Annotated in this window: 16 protein-coding genes; 11 read left to right on the forward strand and 5 right to left on the reverse strand. The window is 64.1% G+C overall.

Features of this window, described 5'->3' with window-relative positions:
• The first annotated feature begins 1 nt into the window (after position 1).
• From TO66_RS18890 to TO66_RS18940, 11 genes are all read left to right on the forward strand, one after another.
• Entirely contained in the window at positions 2-322 is a 321-nt protein-coding gene (locus tag TO66_RS18890) for a hypothetical protein (protein ID WP_044463696.1), read from the forward strand.
• Entirely contained in the window at positions 315-599 is a 285-nt protein-coding gene (locus tag TO66_RS18895; RefSeq protein WP_044463697.1) for a hypothetical protein, read from the forward strand. Before TO66_RS18890 ends, TO66_RS18895 begins: the two co-directional genes overlap by 8 nt.
• Positions 599-802: a hypothetical protein gene (locus TO66_RS18900; RefSeq protein WP_044463698.1), complete on the forward strand. Its 204-nt coding sequence runs from the start codon at positions 599-601 to the stop codon at positions 800-802. The genes TO66_RS18895 and TO66_RS18900 overlap by 1 nt, the downstream gene beginning before the upstream one ends.
• Positions 795-1412, forward strand: coding sequence for a DUF3164 family protein (locus tag TO66_RS18905; RefSeq protein ID WP_044463699.1), 618 nt, complete (start codon positions 795-797; stop codon positions 1410-1412). Before TO66_RS18900 ends, TO66_RS18905 begins: the two co-directional genes overlap by 8 nt.
• Position 1413: 1 nt before the next feature.
• Positions 1414-1629, forward strand: coding sequence for a hypothetical protein (locus TO66_RS32730; protein WP_082061116.1), 216 nt, complete (start codon positions 1414-1416; stop codon positions 1627-1629).
• Between the two features lies 1 nt (position 1630).
• Complete coding sequence (locus TO66_RS18915) at positions 1631-2323, forward strand: DUF2786 domain-containing protein (RefSeq protein ID WP_044463701.1); 693 nt, start codon at positions 1631-1633, stop codon at positions 2321-2323.
• Positions 2324-2593, forward strand: a complete 270-nt coding sequence (locus TO66_RS18920; RefSeq protein ID WP_044463702.1) for a hypothetical protein — start codon at positions 2324-2326, stop codon at positions 2591-2593.
• A gap of 1 nt (position 2594) precedes the next feature.
• Positions 2595-3047 (forward strand): gp16 family protein, encoded by a 453-nt coding sequence (locus TO66_RS18925; RefSeq protein ID WP_044463703.1) that lies wholly within the window; start codon positions 2595-2597, stop codon positions 3045-3047.
• Positions 3044-3406, forward strand: coding sequence for a Mor transcription activator family protein (locus TO66_RS18930; protein WP_044463704.1), 363 nt, complete (start codon positions 3044-3046; stop codon positions 3404-3406). Before TO66_RS18925 ends, TO66_RS18930 begins: the two co-directional genes overlap by 4 nt.
• A gap of 1219 nt (positions 3407-4625) precedes the next feature.
• Entirely contained in the window at positions 4626-5132 is a 507-nt protein-coding gene (locus TO66_RS18935; RefSeq protein WP_044463705.1) for a hypothetical protein, read from the forward strand.
• A gap of 280 nt (positions 5133-5412) precedes the next feature.
• Positions 5413-11925 carry a DUF5801 repeats-in-toxin domain-containing protein gene (locus TO66_RS18940; RefSeq protein WP_044463706.1) on the forward strand — a complete coding sequence of 2171 codons (6513 nt, stop codon included), beginning with the start codon at positions 5413-5415 and terminating at the stop codon, positions 11923-11925.
• 182 nt (positions 11926-12107) lie between these two features.
• On the opposite strand, the gene TO66_RS18945 is transcribed toward TO66_RS18940, so the two are convergent.
• The 5 genes from TO66_RS18945 to TO66_RS18965 all read right to left on the reverse strand — a co-directional run bounded on the left by TO66_RS18945 (position 12108) and on the right by TO66_RS18965 (position 19435).
• Positions 12108-12824 carry a response regulator transcription factor gene (locus TO66_RS18945; RefSeq protein ID WP_044463707.1) on the reverse strand — a complete coding sequence of 239 codons (717 nt, stop codon included), beginning with the start codon at positions 12822-12824 and terminating at the stop codon, positions 12108-12110.
• 630 nt (positions 12825-13454) lie between these two features.
• A complete protein-coding gene (locus TO66_RS18950) occupies positions 13455-14846 on the reverse strand; it encodes a TolC family outer membrane protein (RefSeq protein ID WP_044463708.1) in 1392 nt (463 codons plus the stop codon).
• 2 nt (positions 14847-14848) lie between these two features.
• On the reverse strand, positions 14849-16174 hold the full coding sequence (locus TO66_RS18955) for an HlyD family type I secretion periplasmic adaptor subunit (protein ID WP_230015411.1): 1326 nt from the start codon (positions 16172-16174) through the stop codon (positions 14849-14851).
• Positions 16143-17933, reverse strand: a complete 1791-nt coding sequence (locus TO66_RS18960) for a type I secretion system permease/ATPase (protein WP_044463710.1) — start codon at positions 17931-17933, stop codon at positions 16143-16145. Before TO66_RS18960 ends, TO66_RS18955 begins: the two co-directional genes overlap by 32 nt.
• Before the next feature lie 428 nt (positions 17934-18361).
• Positions 18362-19435, reverse strand: coding sequence for a class I SAM-dependent methyltransferase (locus TO66_RS18965; protein ID WP_044463711.1), 1074 nt, complete (start codon positions 19433-19435; stop codon positions 18362-18364).
• Positions 19436-19471 lie beyond the last annotated feature (36 nt).

Below are 19471 nucleotides of genomic sequence, written 5' to 3' on the forward strand. Positions count from 1 at the left end.
TATGGCCGCTCTATACCTGGTCGGGGTTCAAGTGACACTGCCGCCGAGCATCTTGACGGAAGAGTTTCCCGTGAAGCTGTGCGCCTTCAACGAGCTGACCCGCGATTTCCGCCAGGCCGGCATCGTGATCAAACACCTGGTGTTGATCGACAACAAAATCTTTATCGAACAGTCCAGCGTCGAGCTGCTTTTGCGCCGGTTTGGGCATGAGCTGCGGCGCATGCGCAGCACGTCTAGGGGCCGCTTCACTTGCCACACCGTAGAGATTCGCGGCGTTGATGTCGCTTGGTACTCCCTGGTGAAGGAGCAGGACCATGAATGACGTCATCGTTCACGCATGTTCGACCCTCTGCAACCCGGACCTTCTCAGCGAGCAACAGGTTCGGGCTGAGCTGAAACGGGCCAACGATGAGCTGTTCGGTAAAGACCTGAAGATCATCGAACTGAAAGAGCAGGTCCACTCCCTCAACACGACTTTGGTGAGACTCGCCAAGCTGCAGCTCGCTGGTAACTACAGCGACATCTATAGCGAGATGCAGCGGCTCGGCGACTACTACCAACAACAGATGGCAGCTCTCGCTGCAAGGCAGGTTCACTGATGAGTACGCAATTGGATCTCAAGTGCCCTTGCAAAGGGCCGCTATTTGCTCGTTCTGAATCCGCTGCTCACGACGAACAACTCATAGACGTTGTGGTGGAGTGCAAGGCCTGTGGGCGCACGCTCAACAGTTTTATCTCTATCGATGAAATGCTGGTTCTGGACGAAGGCTCCAGCTGCGGCAAGGAGAACGCTGATGTCTGATATCAAAATTCCAGAAGGCTTTGTCCGCAACGCCATCGGCCACCTGGTGCCGGTTGACCAGGTGCGCGAGCAGGACAAGCTGCGCGACCAGGTAGCAGCCGAGCTTGCCGAAGCGGCCAAAAAGCTGCACCTGGATCTGAAGAACTTCAAGAAAAAATCGCTCGGTGACATCGCCGATCTGATCAGCATCGCGGGCGAACGCTACGGCGTCCAGATGGGCGGCAAGAAAGGCAACGTGACCATTGCCACCTATGACGGCAAGTACAAGGTCGTGCGCTCGCACACGGATCGGCTGACCTTCACCGAGGAAATGGAAGTGGCCAAGGTCATGGTGTACGACTGCATCAAGACCTGGAGCAAGGGCGCGGACAACCATTTGCTGGCCATCGTAGACCGTACCTTCAGCCCAAACCGCAATGGCCAGATCAAGACCTCTGATGTGCTGGACCTGCTGCGTTTGGAGATCGATGACGACACCTGGAAAGCAGCGATGAAAGCTGTGAAGGACTCAATCCTGGTATCTGGCAGTGCCGTGTACATCCGCGTTTACGAGCGGGTCAATGGCACCGACGAGTACCGGGCCATTCCTCTTGACCTGGCGGTGGTGTGATATGGGGCGTCTTACTTCAATGCAATGGCCTAAGACAACTCTGTTCGATCTGCTTGAGGATGCTGAGGCCAGCACAAAAGGCATTTTCGACATCGTTCATCTGGAGCTTGAGTCGGGCCGTAGCTATGTAATCGCCGTAGTTCACGGTGAGCCGGATCAAGTAGACGAAGTTGCCGAGGTACTTGAAACGCTGAAACAGAAACTGGAGGGGATGTGACATGGAAGAGAACCGCATCCTCGACAAGATCAAAAAATGCCTGGAGATGGCCAAGGGCAAAAGCTCCAACCCGAACGAGGCTGAGATCGCCTTGCGTCAGGCTCACAAGCTGATGGAGATCTACAACCTGGAGATGGGCGACGTACTGGCCAGCATGGCCGGCGAGGCTAAGGTGGCTGCTGGCTCCGAAAGCGATCCGCCAGCTTGGCGGGTACGCCTGGCACGTGTGTGTGCAGAGGCGTTCGGTACCCACTTCATTATCAGTACGTCTTGGTTTGAACAAGCATCCTTCATTTTCATTGGCTGCGCCGCAGCCCCTGAGCTGGCTGGTTACGCCTACCAGGTACTGGAGCGCCAGTTACAGAAGGCACGTCGTGACTATCTGGCCACACAAAAACGCTGTAAGCGCTCGACCAAGGTGGCACGGGGCGATGCCTTCGCCCATGGTTGGCTCGACGCTGTTTCGACCAAAGTAGAGCAGTTCGCCGGGGTAGAGGAAAACATCGCCGAGGCCATCCAGGCATACATGTCGAAGAAGTACCCGAAACTCGGCCCGGCCAAGATGAAACGCCACAAGCTGAAAGCTCGCGACGAGGTGGCCAGCGATGCCGGCTATCGAGCGGGCAAGAATGCCCAACTTCATCACGGCCTCGGGCATCAGCCTGTGGCCCGGTTGACTCAGGGGGTTAGCTAAATGACCGGACCAATCAGCGCAGATGTATATGACGGCGACGTGGAATTGATTTTTAGACGGATTCAGGAGTGGCATGCACATCGCATTAAGCAACTAGAGATGGTCGTGTACGCACCGGATGACGCGATTTTCAAAGTCAATGGAGAAACCCTGCCGGAAAGCGATTTACGGGGTTTCAAAGCCGGGGTTGCTGTAGCTCTTTTGGCGTTCCGGGAGTTCCCCATAGATATCACCGATCTTGATGATCACGACACAGACGAGGGGGAGTGACATGGGTATCGCGCCTACCGATCCGACACGCCTGCGTTACATCAAGATGATCCATGTTGCGCGGCGAGAGTTGCGGATGGATGACGATACGTATCGCATGATGCTGGCTGGAATGACGGGGTTGGACGGCGCGACGTCCACCGCTGCCTTGAGCGTTCCAAACCTGCTGAGGGTTTTGGAGCAGCTCAAGCAGAAGGGCTTTAAACCTCGTCCAAACAAGGCCGGTAAGCGGCCACAAGCCAATGATGAGCAGTCCAAGAAAATCCGTTCGCTGTGGCTGGCACTGCATGACCTGGGCGCGGTTCGCGATCCGTCCGAGGCAGCCCTGGCCAGCTTCGTAAAAAGCATGACAAAGGTGTCTGCGCTGCAATGGCTCAGCGTCCCCCAGGCAAGTCGAGTGATCGAGAACCTGAAACAGTGGCAGCACCGGGTGACCAATAAGGAGGTCGTATGAAAGCGCCTTGTAGCGCTCCGGGTGAGCTTCTTCAGACCCTGGCCGACCATGTGGCCCAGTCTGCCAAGGAAACCCTAGATATCAGCCCTGAACTTGCCGAGGCTCACGGCAATGAAGTGGCTATGCTGATGGCTAACGTTTGGGGAGGGCAGGTTCTCTACATGCCGAAAGGCATTCATCTGCAAGCCTCGAAGTTGCATCAGCAAATCTTTGATGAATGGACGGGGCGTAACCAGCGGGAGCTGGCCATGAAACACAATCTCTCGTTGGCGTTCGTCTACAAGGTCGTTAAGAGGATGCGGCTGGCAATAATTGCTCGCGACCAAGGCGACCTTTTCGCATCGTATGAAGAGGAGTAGGCACCGACAGAAAAGAGCGCTATCTTCCCGTCTACCACCCCGGTCACCAGGCACTGACCGGGGCCCATTCTAATTGCACCTGTTGCAACACATTTACAACTCCCGTACCACCATGGACCACCAAATCCCGGAATGTCTCGGGTTTACCTCACACCTACCCCTGTATTTATCTCAGTCCTAAACATCTGAGCCCCACCGGACCCGCCGCCCTGGCGGGTCCGTCTTCCCCTCCGCAACCCCGAACCTGTAGCCGCTGCCGAGCCCGCGAGGCTGCGATAGACCCGCAGGGTCTCCAGCGCCCTCAAGTCCGCAGCGAGCGTTCCGCTCGATCGCAGCCTCGCCTGCGGCTCGGCAGCGGCTACACCAGCACTGGCACACCCGAATATCGAGGGCGGCCACCATCCTGTAGCCGCTGTCGAGCGCCAGCGAGGCTGCGATAGACCCGCAGGGTCTCCAGCGCCTTCAAGGCCGCCGCGAGCGTTCCGCTCGATCGCAGCCTCGCCTGCGGCTCGGCAGCGGCTACACAAGCACTGGCACACCCGACTATCGAGGGCGACCACCATCCTGTAGCCGCTGCCGAGCTAGCGAGGCTGCGATAGACCCGCAGGGTCTCCAACGCCCTCAAGATCCCCGCGAGCGTGCCGCTCGATCGCAGCCTCGCCTACGGCTCGGCAGCGGCTACACAAGCATCGGCACACCCGATATCGAGGGCGACCACCATCCTGTAGCCGCTGTCGAGCGCCAGCGAGGCTGCGATAGACCCGCAGGGTCTCCAGCGCCTTCAAGGCCGCCGCGAGCGTTCCGCTCGATCGCAGCCTCGCCTGCGGCTCGGCAGCGGCTACACAAGCATCGGCACACCCGATATCGAGGGCGACCACCATCCTGTAGCCGCTGTCGAGCGCCAGCGAGGCTGCGATAGACCCGCAGGGTCTCCAGCGCCCTCAAGATCCCCGCGAGCGTTCCGCTCGATCGCAGCCTCGCCTACGGCTCGGCAGCGGCTACACCAGCACTGGCACGCCCGAATATCGAGGGAGAACCCCAATCCCTGTAGCCGCTGCCAGGAGGCGCCCCCACACCGCTCATCGCGCCGGCACGGCGCCGTGCTTGTCGCCGCCGGGAACCGGTTCTATACCTCATCAAGTCATCACCTGGCCCATGGAGGATGGGGGCAGGATGACCGAACCGGACAACTGGAAAGACACCACGCAAGGAGCGCGTCATGAGCGAAAAACTCTTGGTCAAATGGGTCAACAGGACCCCAACACACCCCCTGGGCGTCTGCGAAGCGGCCACCATGAAATGGCTGGCGGCCATCGACAACAGCGGCCTGGCCCAGTCGCTGAAACTGACCCCGGAACAATGCGACGCCCTGCAGGACCTGGTCGAGGACGGCGAGACCTTCGTCATCCTGCTGCCGCCCATGTTGCTGCCCACCTCCAGCTTCGATCCCTTCGCCGCGATCCAGCCGTCGGTGGACGCGCTGAAGGTCATGAAGGCGGGCAACTTCTACTTCGTCAACGCCGAAGGCCTTTCCGTGGCCGCCGGCGGCCATGCGATGGGCATCTACAAGAACACCACCAATCTGTTTTTCTTCGACCCGGAGTTCGGGATCTATTCCTATGACTTCAACAGCACCGCGGACCTGAACAACATCGTCAAGAGAACCCAGAGCTATGGCACGGCGGCCTATTGCCCGGGCGTCTTCACCCCACCGCCGAAACCCTGACGGCCGTTGCCCCATGGAGGGGGCCAGCTACTGTGCTGCGCTGGCTTTCTTCCATGTCCATGACCAGGCCCTGACCGAATACACCGCCGGCCAGGGCCTGGCCCACCGCGGAACGCAGCGCGCCGCTCTCCCGCCCTCCTATCCCGCCTAGTCCGAAACTCCCATCCCGCCTGGGAGTATCGGCCAATGCGCGATGCTCGCCGTCTCCTCATAGTTGTGGCAGGTGCCAGCAAAGGGCCATGGCCCGGCTGCAACCACTGGAATGCACCAGGAGACCGTCATGACTACCCCTAGAAAACCCCTGCCGACCAACACCGATCCGACCAGTAGTACCAGTGCCGATCTGTACCCCGTTCCCTCCAGCGACAACACCCTGACTTTCAATACCGCCCAGGCCAGCAGCGTCAACCTGGTCACCACCACTGGCGCCAGTGTTTCCCTGGACGAAACCGCCGGGCTGCAGAACGCCACGGCCACGCCGACGCCGGCCGGCGATGCCGACGACAACGACATTCTTCTCGCGTCTCTGCCCTCGCTGTTCGCCACCCGGCTGGGCGCCCTGGGCGCGGGCACCGCGAGCAATGCCGCCTTGAGCGGCTACACCGGCGCCGCGGGCGATACGGGCAGCAATGCGTTCAACCTCAACCTCGCGCCCGGGGCCAGCCTCACCGATGTCAGCTTCACCGACAGCCTGGGCGCGGCCCTCAACGGCCTGGACAGCGGCCTGGATACCCTCGATGGCGTCGACATCCTGCTGTACACCGACAGCAACAACAATATCCTGCTCGGCCGGGCCGGCGGCCCTGGCGGCGCGATCGTGTTCGCGGCCTACATCGAGGAAACCGGGTCGCCGGTCAGCGGCGGCAAGATCTGGACCGTGGAATACCAGCCGCTCAAGCATCCGGACGCCAGCAACCCGGACGATGCCCTGAACCTGATGAACAAGGTGTTCATCGGCGCCACCCAGGACCTGGCGTTCAGCCTGGCCAACGCGCCTTCCGGGCAGAACCTGTTCCTGATGTTCACCACCGCCAACCCCACGGTGATCAATGACGGCGGCGTGATGCGCATCACCAACCCGACGATCATCGCCACCGGCAAGGACCCCGCCGACCAGTCCACAGGCGTCAACATCAATACCGGCGACACCATCAACACCAGCCAGGGCGGTGGCCCGACCACCTTCGGCACCAACAACCAGATGATCACGGAACAGGAAGGCATCCGCTTCACCTTCGTCACCGGTGCCCGGCAGAACGTGACCGTTCCCAATCTGGACCAGAACGAAGCCGACATCGAAGCCAATATCGACTTCACCGCCATGTTCAATAGCAAGTCGGCCAATTTCGACATCGTGCAGCTGCAAAGCGGCAAGAGCGCGGTGGTCAAGATCAGCGCCTTCAGCACCGCGGTGGAATCCGGCACCAGCTTCGTCAACGGCTATGCCGGCGACACGCCAGTGGCGATCACCAATGTGCGCGTGGTCAACAACAGCACCGGCCTGGTGATCGAGAACTCGGACGGCTCGGTGAACGATCCGAGCATCGTCATCACCTTCTCCGGCGGCGTTGCCACGGTCACCGGGGTCAAGGCCGGCTACCAGATCGAATACACCACCGCCGCGGACCATAACCGCGTACTGGTGGAAAACGGCGCGGCCCTCAATGCCTCGGGCAATAACCACGCCGACTTCGATATCGGCGGTTTCAGCCTGCGCCAGGCTGCCACCACGACCACCGAAATCGGCTCGAAGATGATCTTCGAGGACGACGGCCCGGCAGCGGCCGGCAGCGCCGTGGCGGGCACCGTCGATGAAGACGGCCTGGCCAGCGGCATCCCCGGTGGCGTCGGCGATGTGGCCGGCGAAGCCACGGTCGCCAGCGGCAGCGTCACCGGCATCTTCCAGCCCGGCGCCGACGTACCGCTGAGCTACTCCCTGGCCAGCGACACCAGCGGCCTGCCCGCCCTGAGTTCCGGCGGCGTGGCGCTGGTCTACAGCGTGGTCGGCAACACCCTGACCGCCACCGCCGGCGCCGGTGGCGCCAGCGTCTTCACCTTCAGCCTGAGCGCCTCGGGCGCCTACACCTTCACCCTGCTGCAACCCCTGGATCATGCCGCCGGCAATGACGAGAACGACATCACCATCAACCTCGGCAGCCTGCTCAAGGCCACCGACAAGGATGGCGACAGCGTCACCGCGGCCGCGGAAAAACTGGTGATCACGGTCGATGACGACACGCCGACCGCGGCCGGAACCGCCGCATCCGGCACCGTCGACGAAGACGGCCTAGACGGCATCGCCGGAGGCGTGGGCGATGTGGCGGGCGAAGCGACCACGGCCAGTGGCAGCGTCAGCGGCATCTTCCAGTCCGGTGCCGATGTGCCGCTGAGCTATACCCTGGCCAGCGACACCAGCGGCTTGCCGGCCCTCAGTTCCGCTGGCGTGGCACTGGTCTACAGCGTGGTCGGCAACACCCTGACCGCCACGGCGGGTGGGGTGGATGTGTTCACCTTCAGCCTCAGTGCCACGGGTGACTACAACTTCACCTTGCTGCGACCGCTGGATCATGCCCCCGGTAATGACGAGAACGACATCACGATCAATCTCGGCAGCCTGCTCACGGCCACCGACAAGGATGGCGATACGGTGACCGCCGCGGCGGAAAAACTGGTGATCACCGTCGATGACGACACGCCAACCGCAGCCGGCAGTGCCGTCACCGACACCGTCGACGAGGACGGCCTGACCAATGGCATCGCCGGTGGCGTGGGCGATGTGGCGGGCGAAGCGACGACGGCCAGTGGCAGCGTCACCGGCATCTTCCAGCCGGGCGCCGACGTGCCGCTGAGCTATGCGCTGTCCAGCGACACCAGCGGCTTGCCTGCCCTGAGCTCCGGCGGCGTAGCGCTGGTCTATAGCGTGGTCGGCAATACCCTGACCGCCACGGCGGGTGCGGTGGATGTATTCACCTTCAGCCTCAGTGCCGCGGGTGACTACAGCTTCACTCTGCTGCAACCGCTGGATCATGCCGCCGGTAACGATGAGAACGACATCACCCTCAACCTCGGCAGCCTGCTCACGGCCACCGACAAGGACGGCGACACAGTAACGGCCGCCGCCGAGAAACTGGTAATCACCGTCAATGACGACACGCCAACTGCGGCCGGCAGTGCCGTGGCCGGCACTGTCGACGAAGACGGCCTGGCCCACGGCATCGCCGGTGGTATCGGCGATGTGGCAGGCGAAGCCACCACGGCCAGCGGCAGCGTCAGCGGGGTGTTCCAGTCGGGCGCCGATGTGCCGCTGAGCTACTCCCTGGCCAGCGACACCAGCGGCCTGCCTGCCTTGAGTTCCGGCGGCGTGGCACTGGTCTACAGCGTGGTCGGCGATACCCTGACGGCCACGGCGGGTGCGGTGGATGTGTTCACCTTCAGCCTCAGCGCCGCGGGCGACTACAGCTTCACCCTGCTGCAACCGCTGGACCATGCCGCCGGTAACGACGAGAACGACATCACTCTCAACCTCGGCTCGCTGCTGCAAGCCACCGACAAGGACGGCGACACGGTGACCGCCGCGGCGGAAAAACTGGTGATCACCGTCAATGACGACACACCGACGGCCGACGGAACCGCCGCGTCCGGCACCGTCGACGAAGACGGCCTGGACGGCATCGCCGGTGGCGTGGGCGATGTGGCGGGCGAAGCCACGGTCGCCAGTGGCAGCGTCAGCGGCATCTTCCAGTCCGGTGCCGATGTGCCGCTGAGCTACTCGCTAGCCGCCGACACCAGTGGCTTGCCGGCCCTGAGTTCCGCTGGCGTGGCACTGGTCTACAGCGTGGTCGGCAACACCCTGACCGCCACGGCCGGCGCGGTGGATGTGTTCACCTTCAGCCTCAGCGCCACGGGTGACTACAGCTTCACCTTGCTGCAACCGCTGGATCATGCCCCCGGCAATGACGAGAACGACATCACCATCAATCTCGGCAGCCTGCTCACGGCCACCGACAAGGATGGCGATAGCGTCACCGCCGCCGCGGAAAAACTGGTAATCACCGTCGACGACGACACACCGACCGCAACCGGCAGCGCCGTCACCGGCACCGTCGACGAGGACGGCCTGACCAACGGCATCGCCGGTGGTATCGGCGATGTGGCGGGCGAAGCGACGACGGCCAGTGGCAGCGTCACCGGCATCTTCCAGCCGGGCGCCGACGTGCCGCTGAGCTATGCGCTGTCCAGCGACACCAGCGGCCTGCCGGCCCTGAGCTCCGGCGGCGTGGCGCTGGTCTACAGCGTGGTCGGCAACACCCTGACCGCCACGGCCGGCGCGGTGGATGTGTTCACCTTCAGCCTCAGTGCCGCGGGCGACTACAGCTTCACCCTGCTGCAACCGCTGGATCATGCCGCCGGCAACGATGAGAACGACATCACCCTCAACCTCGGCTCGCTGCTCACGGCCACCGACAAGGATGGCGACACGGTGACCGCTGCGGCGGAAAAACTGGTGATCACCGTCGATGACGACACGCCAACCGCAGCCGGCAGTGCCGTCACCGGCACCGTCGACGAGGACGGCCTGGCCAACGGCATCGCCGGTGGCGTGGGCGATGTGGCGGGCGAAGCGACGACGGCCAGTGGCAGCGTCACGGGCATCTTCCAGTCGGGTGCCGACGTACCGCTGAGCTATGCCCTGTCCGCCGATACCAGCGGCTTGCCTGCTCTGAGTTCCGGCGGCGTGGCACTGGTCTACAGCGTGGTCGGCAATACCCTGACGGCCACGGCCGGCGCGGTGGATGTGTTCACCTTCAGCCTCAGTGCCGCGGGCGACTACAGCTTCACCCTGCTGCAACCTCTGGACCATGCCGCCGGCAACAATGAAAACAACATCGCCCTCAACCTCGGCAGCCTGCTCACGGCCACCGACAAGGATGGCGACAGCGTGACCGCGGCGGCGGAGAAACTGGTGATCAATGTCAATGACGACACGCCAACGGCCAACGGAACTGCGGTGACCGGCACCGTCGACGAGGACGGCCTGGCCCACGGCATCGCCGGCGGTATCGGCGATGTGCCCGGCGAAGTCACCAGCCTCGGCGGCAGCGTCACGGGCATCTTCCAGTCCGGCGCCGATGTACCGCTGAGCTACTCGCTGTCCAGCAACACCAGCGGCCTGCCCGCCCTGAGTTCCGGTGGTGTGGCGCTGGCCTACAGCGTGGTGGGCGATACCCTCACCGCCAAGGCCGGGGCGATCAGCGTGTTCACCTTCAGCCTCAACGCGGCGGGGGCCTACGCCTTCACCCTGCTGCAACCGCTGGACCATGCCGCCGGCAATGACGAGAACGACCTCGCCCTCAGCCTCGGCACGTTGCTGCAAGCCACCGACAAGGACGGCGACACAGTGACCGCCACGGCCGACAAGCTGGTGATCACCGTCGACGACGACACGCCGACCCTGGCGTTCGGCAACCTCATCGGCACCGGCACCGACCACGCGCAGCAAGGGTTCTGGAACATGGGCTCCGGCGCCAACGGCCTGGGGCCGAACGGCCTGGACATCAGCCTGGTGAACGGCCAGTTCACCCTGGTCCGTCCGGACGACACCACCAGCATCGGCACCGGCACCCTGGTCGAACAGTCGCCGTCGCCGGATGGCAGCGGCGCCTATCACTTCAACGGCACCCTGACCGGGGACTTCGACAACAACGCGGCCACGGCCAATACCACCGTGCATTACGCCCTGACCGCCTACGCCAACGGCACCTATGCCCTGGACCTGGTGGAAAGCTTCCACTCCACCGTGGTGCTCAGCAGCGCCAACGGCTCGCTGGACTCCGGCGGCCCGGACCCGGTACGCACCCTGACCATAGGTTCCGAGCACGTGGTGTTCTTCGGCGCCAACCCGCTGGCCCCGCAAACCGGCGCCAACAGCATCATGACCGGCGTCGGGGTCGGTGCCACCGACCCGACCGAAGCGCAACTGCAGACCAACCCGCTGCCGTCGTACATCGGTTCGGCAGCGATGAACGTCAGCACGTCCGGTATCGGTATCGCCAACAACAACCTGGAGGGCAACAACACGGCCGGCATCAATGCCGGTGACGAGAGCTTCGTCGTCAACCCGCAGACCCTGCTGACCGCCATGAAGGTCTACATCGACAACTCGGTGCAAGGCTACGACCCGGCCACGGAAGAGCTGTACTACACCATCTACTACGAGAACGGCACGACCTCGGGGGCACCGACCAAGGTGCAGGCCGCTGACCTGCATGCGGAAGCCGGCGGTCAGAAATCCTTCCTCGTACAGTGGGACGGTTCGCACCTGATCGACGCCGTGCAGCTGACCATGGGCAAGGGCACGGTCAAGATCCCGACGATCGAGTTCGTCCACGAGACCGAAAGCCTGGCCAGCGATATCAAGCTGTCGTTCAACGCCACCACCACGGACAAGGATGGCGACACGGCCAGCAGCGCCTTCAATGCCAACCTGTTCGCCAACGACCCGAACGACGCGCTCTTCGACTTCCGGCTGATCGGCACCGCGGGCCAGCGGGATGCCTTCAACGTCGATCTGTCGAGCACCGACAACCACTACCAGGTCACCGGCTTCGACACCACCGCCGGGGCCCGGGACACGGTGGTGCTGCTCGGCGATCCGGGGGCCGTGGTGCAGTCGATCAACGACGCCGGCGCCGACAGCGTGGTGACGGTCGCCGAGACCGGCGGGCAGTTGACCACCATCACCCTGGTCGGGGCTCACGCGGTCAATACCGACATTGTCATGGGCAGCGTCTGAAACCTCGCGCACGCGAATGAATGCGAGGGTGGCCGGGAGACCACCCTCGCTTTTTTATGCGCCAGTGAAACATGCGACAACCGGCCAAGGCCCGGCGCGGCAAGGAAGGGAAAACCGGGCTACGAATACCAGTCCAGGCGGCACGCCGAAGCCCCGCAAGGCCGAGAGTGACCGCGGAGCATTCAGTTCGGCCTGGCCCGGGGGGAATCGCCCGCGCCTTCGTTGCCGGTGAGGTCGTGCTTGAGCGCGTACATCAGCAGGTCGATGCGGTTGATCAGGTCGAGCTTCTGATAAATGTTGCTCAGATGGTTATGCACGGTGTGCTCGCTGATGCCCAGGCGCTCGGCGATGCTCATGTACTTGGCGGAGGGGTCGCCGACGATGGCGTAGATCAGCTCCCGCTCGCGCAGGGTCAGGCGCGCCTGTTTCGCCCGTTCCTTGTTGCAGCCCAGGGACACATGCCGGGTCGCGGCATAGTCGGACAGTTCGCCCGCCCAGGCCCGGTCCAGGCCGCAGTCGTGATGGTGGACCTTGACGATGGCCCGCACGATCGCCTCCGTCGGGTCTTCCGCCAGCACGATGCCCCGGGCGCCCGCCTCCAGCACCTCGGTCATCGGGATGGCTTCGTACAGGCCCTTGAGCACCAGCACTTTCATTTCGCGGTTGCGCACCAGCCCGGCAACGACTTCCAGCGGGTTCAGCGCATCGGGGAAAAAACTGAAAAAAACCACATTGGGACGCAACTGATCGGCCAGGTCCAGGGCGTGGGTATAGGTGGTGGCATGGCCGCTCACCTCCATCTGCGGTCTTCTGGCATTGATCACATCGTGCAGCCCCATGAGGACCAGGGGACGGCAATCGATCAGCATGACGCGTATCGTTTTCTTGTGGTCTGGCATACCTTGCTGCCTCCCTCGAAAAACGAATGACGGCCTCCCTCCGTTGGCCTGTTTCGTTCAGCCACTGGCTCACCCGTCCCGCGCAGGCAAAGACAAGTGCAAGTGCCGACAGCCCATGAAAGCGCTCATCCGGGAGGTGGATCACCGGGGCACCGACAGGATTGGCGAGGAGCTTGCGCAAGGCGGATGCAGCCTGCGGGCTGTATGGATAGAAAAAGTATCAAGCACTTACGCGTAGGGTCGGGCTCCCGCGAACCCCTCCACTGAGTCTAGGCCAGCGCCATGGGTTGCCAGCCCGTTCGTCCGCCCGGCCTCTGCCCCGCGCCGCGCTTCATGCCCCGCCGGGAGCCTGGCCGGCGCTGGAAAATCAAACGCTTAGGCACGCCAGGGAACCAGCCGCGAACCGCCGTGGGACGGTGCGATTCGTCAATTAACCGACAAGTGGCGCGCAGATAAGCAGGCTACCCACAAATCAGTCAATTTATCGCCACACCCACTCCAGGCCGCGCCCTGCGCGGCCTGTGGCCCGGCGCCGGGCCGCGGCCCAGGGGAGCCAACGCGCCCTCGGCGCAGCGCCAGGGCGCTACGACAAGGGCTGGGATGATGGAAAAGACCGCGGGCCGCAGCCGCCTACTCCTGGCCGTCGGCGTTCACCGACTGCACCGCGCTGCCGGGGCTCAGCCAGCCGTTCACGCTGCTGACCGTTTCGCCCGGCGGCTTGCCCGCCCAGCGGTTGAGGGTGAAGACATTGCTGAGGAACTCGTATTGCGTCTTGAGCAGGTCGCGCCGCACCCGGAACTCGTTGCGCACGCTGGTCAGCACATCGACGGCGTTGACCATCCCGTAGCTCAGGCCTTTCTCCGCCGCCACCCGGGATAGCTGCGCCGACTCCAGGGCCAGGCGGCTGGCATCGATCTTTTCACCGTTGGAATTGGCGGTCAGGTAGGCGCTGGTGATTTCCTTGACCACCCGGCGCCGCACCGACTCCAGCTGCTGCTCGGCCACCTGCTGGTCCTGGTAGAGCCCACGGACCCGCGCCGAGGTCGAGCCGCCGCTGTACAGCGGCACCTGGACGCCGACCCCGGCCACATAGCTGTCGGTTCGCGGCGCCAAGGTGTTGTTGTAGCCCTCGTTGGTCTGTTGCGCGCTGAGGTTCAGGCTGACGGTCGGATAGTGCCCGCCCTTGCCGCTGCGCAGCGCCGCGTTCGCCGCCTCCAGCCCGCTCTCGCTGGCCTTGAGCGTCGGGTTCAGCTCGATGCCGTCGCGCACCCAGGAATCCAGGCTCTGCGTCGACACTCGCAACTGGGCGTCGTTGCGGATCCGGTTGAGTTTCTCCTTGACCGGCCGGCCGACGATCTCCGCCAGGGCCTCGCGACTGATGCTGGCCTGGTTGCGCGCGTCCATCTCCTGGGCCGCGAGCAGGTCCACCCGGGCCTTGAGATCGAGCTGGTCGGTCACCAGCGCCATCTGCCGGGCGTACAGCGCATTGATCCGGTCCAGGCTCTTCTGCGTGGTCCGGCGCTCGGCCCGCACCAGCTCCAGCTCGTCCTCGGCCGCCAGCGCGGTGAAGTAACGCTGGGCCAGTTCCACCGCGGCCTCGGACTGGGCATCCAGCGCCTCGGACTCGGACTGCCTGGCCAGGCTCTTGAACTTCTGGTAGTTCTCCCACGCGGCCTTGTTGTAGAGGTACTGGCGCAACACCAGGCTGTAGCTTTCGCTGTCAAAACTGCGCGCATCGATCACGTCGTTTTCCTGATGGATGCGGTTGGTCCCGGCGTTGAACGACAGTTGCGGCAACAGCGCCCCCATGGCTTCGCGCTGATACTCCTTGCCCGCTTGCGCCTGGGCGAAAGACGCCAAGACCTTGGGATCCTCCAGCCGGGCCTCGCGATACAGCTGCATCAGGTCCGTGGAATAGGTCGAGGCCCGGATCTCTTTCGGTGTTGCGGCAGGGGTTTGCGCCAGTGCGGCCCCTGTTGTCAGCATCAATACCCCACCCAACAGCATTGACGACACTTCCATGGTCACTCCTCGATCATTGATTGAGACATCACATCCCGGGCCGGCTGCAGCAGGTACTGCAACAGCGTGCGCTGGCCGGTGATGATCAATACGTCCGCCGGCATTCCCGGCAACAGCCTGCGTTCCCCCAAGGTACGCACCCCTTTTTCGGTGACCCGGACCCGCGCCAGGTAATAGGCGGCGCCGGTCTTCTCGTTGGTCAGCCGGTCGGCCGAGACACTGGTGACCTCGCCTTCGATCACCGGTGTCGTCGAACTCTTGAACGCGCCGAAGCGAATATCGGCGCGCTTGCCGATGCCGATGCGATCGATATCCACCGGCGCCACCTGGGCCTCGATCACCAGCTCGGAGACCGAGGGCACGATGTCCAGCAACGGCGTCGCCGAGCGCACCACGCCGCCCACGGTGTGCACGGTCATGCCGATCACCATGCCTGCCTCCGGCGCGCGGATGACGATGCGCCCGAGTCGGTCTTCCAGGGCCGAGGTCTTTTCCTGCAAGTCGTAGATCCGCGTCTGCACCTCGGCCAGTTGCTTGGCCACGTCGGCGTTGAAATCCTTGTCGACCTGGAGGATCTGCAACTGGGTCTCGTTGATCTGCAGGCGGATCCGGTTGATGGTCGAGCGGTGGTCGGCCACTTCCGTCTTGAGCATTCCCAGCTTGCGCTGCTGTTCGAGCATGCGTTGCTTGTCGACGAAGCCCTCCTTGAGCAGTTCGCCCAGCTCGCCGATTTCACCGCTGTAGGAACTTTCCAGCTGGGCCTTGGTGCCGATCATCGACTCCAGCCCCTTGATCTGCTGCTGCAACTGGCCGACGCGCTCCTGCAGCACCGCCACCTGGCCCAGCCGCGAGCCGCGCCGGGCGTTGAACAGCTGGCTCTCGCCCTGGCGCGCTTCGTCGCCCCGCGGGCTGTCGCCGTCGCCGATCGTTGCGAAGTCGATCTGCGCCAGCCCGTCGCGCTCGGCGACCAGCCGCGCCTTGGTGGCCCTGGCCGCAATCAACTGGCCCCGGGCCATTTCGTACTCGAAGCGCAACTGCGCATCGTCGAGGACGATCAGCGGATCGTCGCGCTTGACGATGTCGCCATCGTGCACCAGCACCTCCTTGACGATGCCGCCCTCCAGGTGCTGGACCGTCTTGCGGTATGCCTGCACGGTGACCACCCCCGGCGCGTAGGCGGCGCCGTCGAGGGGCGCGACGGCCGCCCAGGTGCCGAACAGGCCGAAGGTCAGGCCGATGATGCCCAGGCCCAGGCGGCGAACTTTGCGATCGGATACCGGCAGGTGGGCCAAGTGCTCAATTTGCAGGCTGGGCATCGTACGGTTCATCGCCTGGGTCCTTACGCATATCGACCGGCGCCACGCTGGCGCCCGCAGGCGCTGATACGGCGGGCTTCTTGGGTGGCTGTTGCTGGGCGCTGAGTTCGGCCAGCACCTGCTCGCGCGGACCATAGAGGCTGACACCGCCCGCGATCATCACCATCAGCCGGTCGAGCTGCGACACCAGGTTGGTGCGGTGGGTGATGACGAACAGGGTCGCGCCGGTCTGCTTGATCTGCTGGATGGCGGCCACCAGGGCGCGGTCGCCGACTTCGTCGAGGTTGGAATTGGGCTCGTCGAGGATGATCAGCCGCGGCTCGCCATACAGCGCGCGGGCCAGCCCGATGCGCTGGCGCTGCCCGCCGGAGAGCATCAGGCCCTCGCTGCCGATGAGGGTGTCGTAGCCGTCGGGCAACAGCAGGATCATCTCGTGCACGCCGGCGGTCCTCGCCGCCTGGATGACTTTCTGCGGGTCGATCTCGGCGAAGCGCGCGATGTTCTCGGCGACGCTGCCCTCGAACAGTTCGATGTCCTGGGGCAGGTAGCCGATGTGCGGGCCGAGCAGGTGCTTGTCCCAGGTGCCGATGTCCGCGCCGTCGAGGCGCACCACCCCGTGCTGCGCCGGCCACACCCCCAGCAGCGCCCGGGCCAGGGTCGACTTGCCCGAGGCGCTCGGGCCGATGATCCCGACCACGCAGCCGGCGGGCACGTTGAAGCTGATGTTGCGCAGGATCGGGGTTTTCGAGCCGGGGGCCGCGACGATCAGGTTCTCCACCTGCACCTGCCCCAGCGGCGCGGGCAACGGCAGGCGCTCGGCCTGCGCCTGCTGCTGGTCGAGGATGGCGTTCAACCGGTTGTACTGCGAACGCGCGGTGATAAAGCCCTTCCAACTGCCGATCATCAGGTCGATGGGCGCCAGCGCCCGGCCCAGCAGCACCGCACCGGCGAACACCATGCCCGCCCCCACCTGGTGATCCACCGCCAGGTAGGCGCCCAGGCCCAGCACCAACGATTGCACGAGCAGGCGGAAAGAGCGCGACAGCGTGGTGACGATCGCCCCGCGGTCGCTCGCCAGGGATTGCAGCCACAGCACGTTGCCCTGGCGCAGCCCCCAACGGTCCATCAGGGTTTCGAGCATGCCCATGGACTCGATGACTTCGGCGTTGCGCAGGTTCTTGGTGGTGTGCAGCGTGGCGCCGATATGTTCCTTGTTGGCCTGGGCCAGGGTCGGCGCCGTCAGCTTCTCGTTGACCGCCGCGAGCACCAGCAGCAACAGCGCGCTGCCGGTCGCGACCCAGCCGAACCAGGGATGAAAGAGGAACATCACCGCGATGTAGATCGGCAGCCAGGGCGCGTCGAAAAAGGCGAACAGGCCATTGCCGGTGAGAAACTGCCTGAGCCCGGTCAGGTCGCTGAGCGGCTGCGCCGAAGCGTCCATGCCGCCGCTGTCCAGGGCGCGCTTGAAACTGGCCCGGTAGACCTGGCGACCGAGCAGCACATCCAGGCGCGTACTGACCCGCACCATGATCCGCGAGCGAACCCATTCCAGGGAGCCGAGCGTGATCACCAGCAGGGTCATGATCAGCGTCAGCATGGCCAGGGTGGTCAGGCTGCCGCTGGTGATCACCCGCCCATACACCTGGAGCATGTAGAAGGTCGGCACGAGCATCAGCGCATTGATGAAGAAGCTGAAAAAGCCCACCGAAATGAAGCTGTCACGGCAGGCTTTCAGGGCGATTTTCAGACTGTTTTCAGGGGCGTTTCGCATTCGGACTCCTGCTCGAAGAGCCAACCTTTCTGGAGCTTAGATCATGCCGAATGAGTCTGCGGAGCAATTGGCCATACCGCCTGCGGCGGCGCTTGCGACCCCGCTGGCGAATGATTGGAGGCACCCGCGCCAGGCGTCGGCGCGCGTGTTGCAGCGCAGGCTATGAAAGGCCTTGCGCCCTGCCGGGCAGGCCCTGGGGCATGGCTCGCGAGGTTCTGGAATCGTCCACATTCGTGACCTGGATCCAGGCGCCAGGAGCCTTCCAGGCGCGCCCACCGCCGCCATCGACCGATTGGCAATAGCGACAGCAAGCACATCCCGGGGGGCGATATCTCGATTTGTTCTGAGCCAGGGAGTCGCCCTGGCGGGCCCTGACGGGCCGCGGGCACTGCCCGGGATCGCCTTGCGCGACCCCGGGCAGCACGGCCTCAGGGCCGCAGTTCGAACAAGGCAGGCAGGGCCGGCTTGTCGGAAGGCACTTTGCGGAAGCGTTTGAAGCCCGCCGCTTCGGCCATCCGCCTGGCGCGGTTTTCCCCCATGAAGGCGCCGATCCCCGCGCCGCCGTGGGACAGCGAACAGGTCATGCAATACAGCGTGCTCTGCGGGTACATCACGCGGCCGAACAGGTTCATGTTTTCGTGCAGCTCTTCCGACAGGTTGAGTTCCACCATGAGGTAGGTGCCGTCGTCGGCGGTCGACTGGCGCAGGTCCGCCATCATCTGCTGCGGGTCGGTCGCGTCGTGGATCACCACGAAGGTGGTGACGAAGTCGAATTTCTGCCCGACCAGGGCATCCGAATCGCTGACCTCGAAACGCACCCGGTCGCCCACCCCTGCGGCCTCGGCGTTGGCCCGCGCACGCTCGATGGACGGCCCGTGGAAATCGCAGCCGAAGACCCGCGCCTCGGGGAATGCCTGGGCGATGGTGATCGCGGCCAGGCCGCTGCCACAGCCGAAGTCGAGCACGCTGCCGCCGGTCTCGAGCTTTTCCTTGACGCCGTCCAGGGACGGGATCCAGTGCTGCACCAGGTAGTGCTTGTACCAGGGCATTGTCATGCGCTCCATGCCCTCCCAGGTCTCCAGCGGGAAGGCTTCTTCCGGGCAGCCGCCGCCGTTGCGGAAGGCCTCGATGACCCGCGGCGCCATGCTCACGAACGGCACGCTCAGCTGGATGATCCCACCGGCGAAGTAAGGCGAGTCCTCATCGGCAAGCACCGGCACGAACTCCGGCGGCAGCCGGTAGCGCTTGCTCGGCGGGTCGTAGCTCACATAGTTGCCGGTCGCCATGCTGCCCAGCCATTCGCGCAGGTAGCGGGGGTTGTAGCCGGTTTTCTGCGCCAGCTCCTCCAGGGTCACCCACTCCCCGTCCGCCAGCGCCTTGAACAGGCCCAGCTGGTCGCCGATGTAGAGCATGGCGCCGCGCAGGGTGTTGCCGTAATCCTCCATGATCCGCGCAGAAAACTGCTCGACCTTGGCCTTCTCGATTTCGATGACGTGTGACATGTATCTCTCCATGATGGGTGGTACCGCCGTCTGCGG

Source organism: Pseudomonas sp. MRSN 12121, from assembly GCF_000931465.1.
Classification (GTDB): domain Bacteria; phylum Pseudomonadota; class Gammaproteobacteria; order Pseudomonadales; family Pseudomonadaceae; genus Aquipseudomonas.

Coding starts and splice junctions, on each gene's coding strand:
- TO66_RS18965 (WP_044463711.1), bottom strand. CDS start 19,435: ATGTCACACGTCATCGAAATCGAGAAGGCCAAGGTCGAGCAGTTTTCT.
- TO66_RS18960 (WP_044463710.1), bottom strand. CDS start 17,933: ATGCGAAACGCCCCTGAAAACAGTCTGAAAATCGCCCTGAAAGCCTGC.
- TO66_RS18890 (WP_044463696.1), top strand. CDS start 2: ATGGCCGCTCTATACCTGGTCGGGGTTCAAGTGACACTGCCGCCGAGC.
- TO66_RS18920 (WP_044463702.1), top strand. CDS start 2,324: ATGACCGGACCAATCAGCGCAGATGTATATGACGGCGACGTGGAATTG.
- TO66_RS18940 (WP_044463706.1), top strand. CDS start 5,413: ATGACTACCCCTAGAAAACCCCTGCCGACCAACACCGATCCGACCAGT.
- TO66_RS18905 (WP_044463699.1), top strand. CDS start 795: ATGTCTGATATCAAAATTCCAGAAGGCTTTGTCCGCAACGCCATCGGC.
- TO66_RS18945 (WP_044463707.1), bottom strand. CDS start 12,824: ATGCCAGACCACAAGAAAACGATACGCGTCATGCTGATCGATTGCCGT.
- TO66_RS18950 (WP_044463708.1), bottom strand. CDS start 14,846: ATGGAAGTGTCGTCAATGCTGTTGGGTGGGGTATTGATGCTGACAACA.
- TO66_RS18930 (WP_044463704.1), top strand. CDS start 3,044: ATGAAAGCGCCTTGTAGCGCTCCGGGTGAGCTTCTTCAGACCCTGGCC.
- TO66_RS18900 (WP_044463698.1), top strand. CDS start 599: ATGAGTACGCAATTGGATCTCAAGTGCCCTTGCAAAGGGCCGCTATTT.
- TO66_RS18895 (WP_044463697.1), top strand. CDS start 315: ATGAATGACGTCATCGTTCACGCATGTTCGACCCTCTGCAACCCGGAC.
- TO66_RS32730 (WP_082061116.1), top strand. CDS start 1,414: ATGGGGCGTCTTACTTCAATGCAATGGCCTAAGACAACTCTGTTCGAT.
- TO66_RS18935 (WP_044463705.1), top strand. CDS start 4,626: ATGAGCGAAAAACTCTTGGTCAAATGGGTCAACAGGACCCCAACACAC.
- TO66_RS18915 (WP_044463701.1), top strand. CDS start 1,631: ATGGAAGAGAACCGCATCCTCGACAAGATCAAAAAATGCCTGGAGATG.
- TO66_RS18955 (WP_230015411.1), bottom strand. CDS start 16,174: ATGAACCGTACGATGCCCAGCCTGCAAATTGAGCACTTGGCCCACCTG.
- TO66_RS18925 (WP_044463703.1), top strand. CDS start 2,595: ATGGGTATCGCGCCTACCGATCCGACACGCCTGCGTTACATCAAGATG.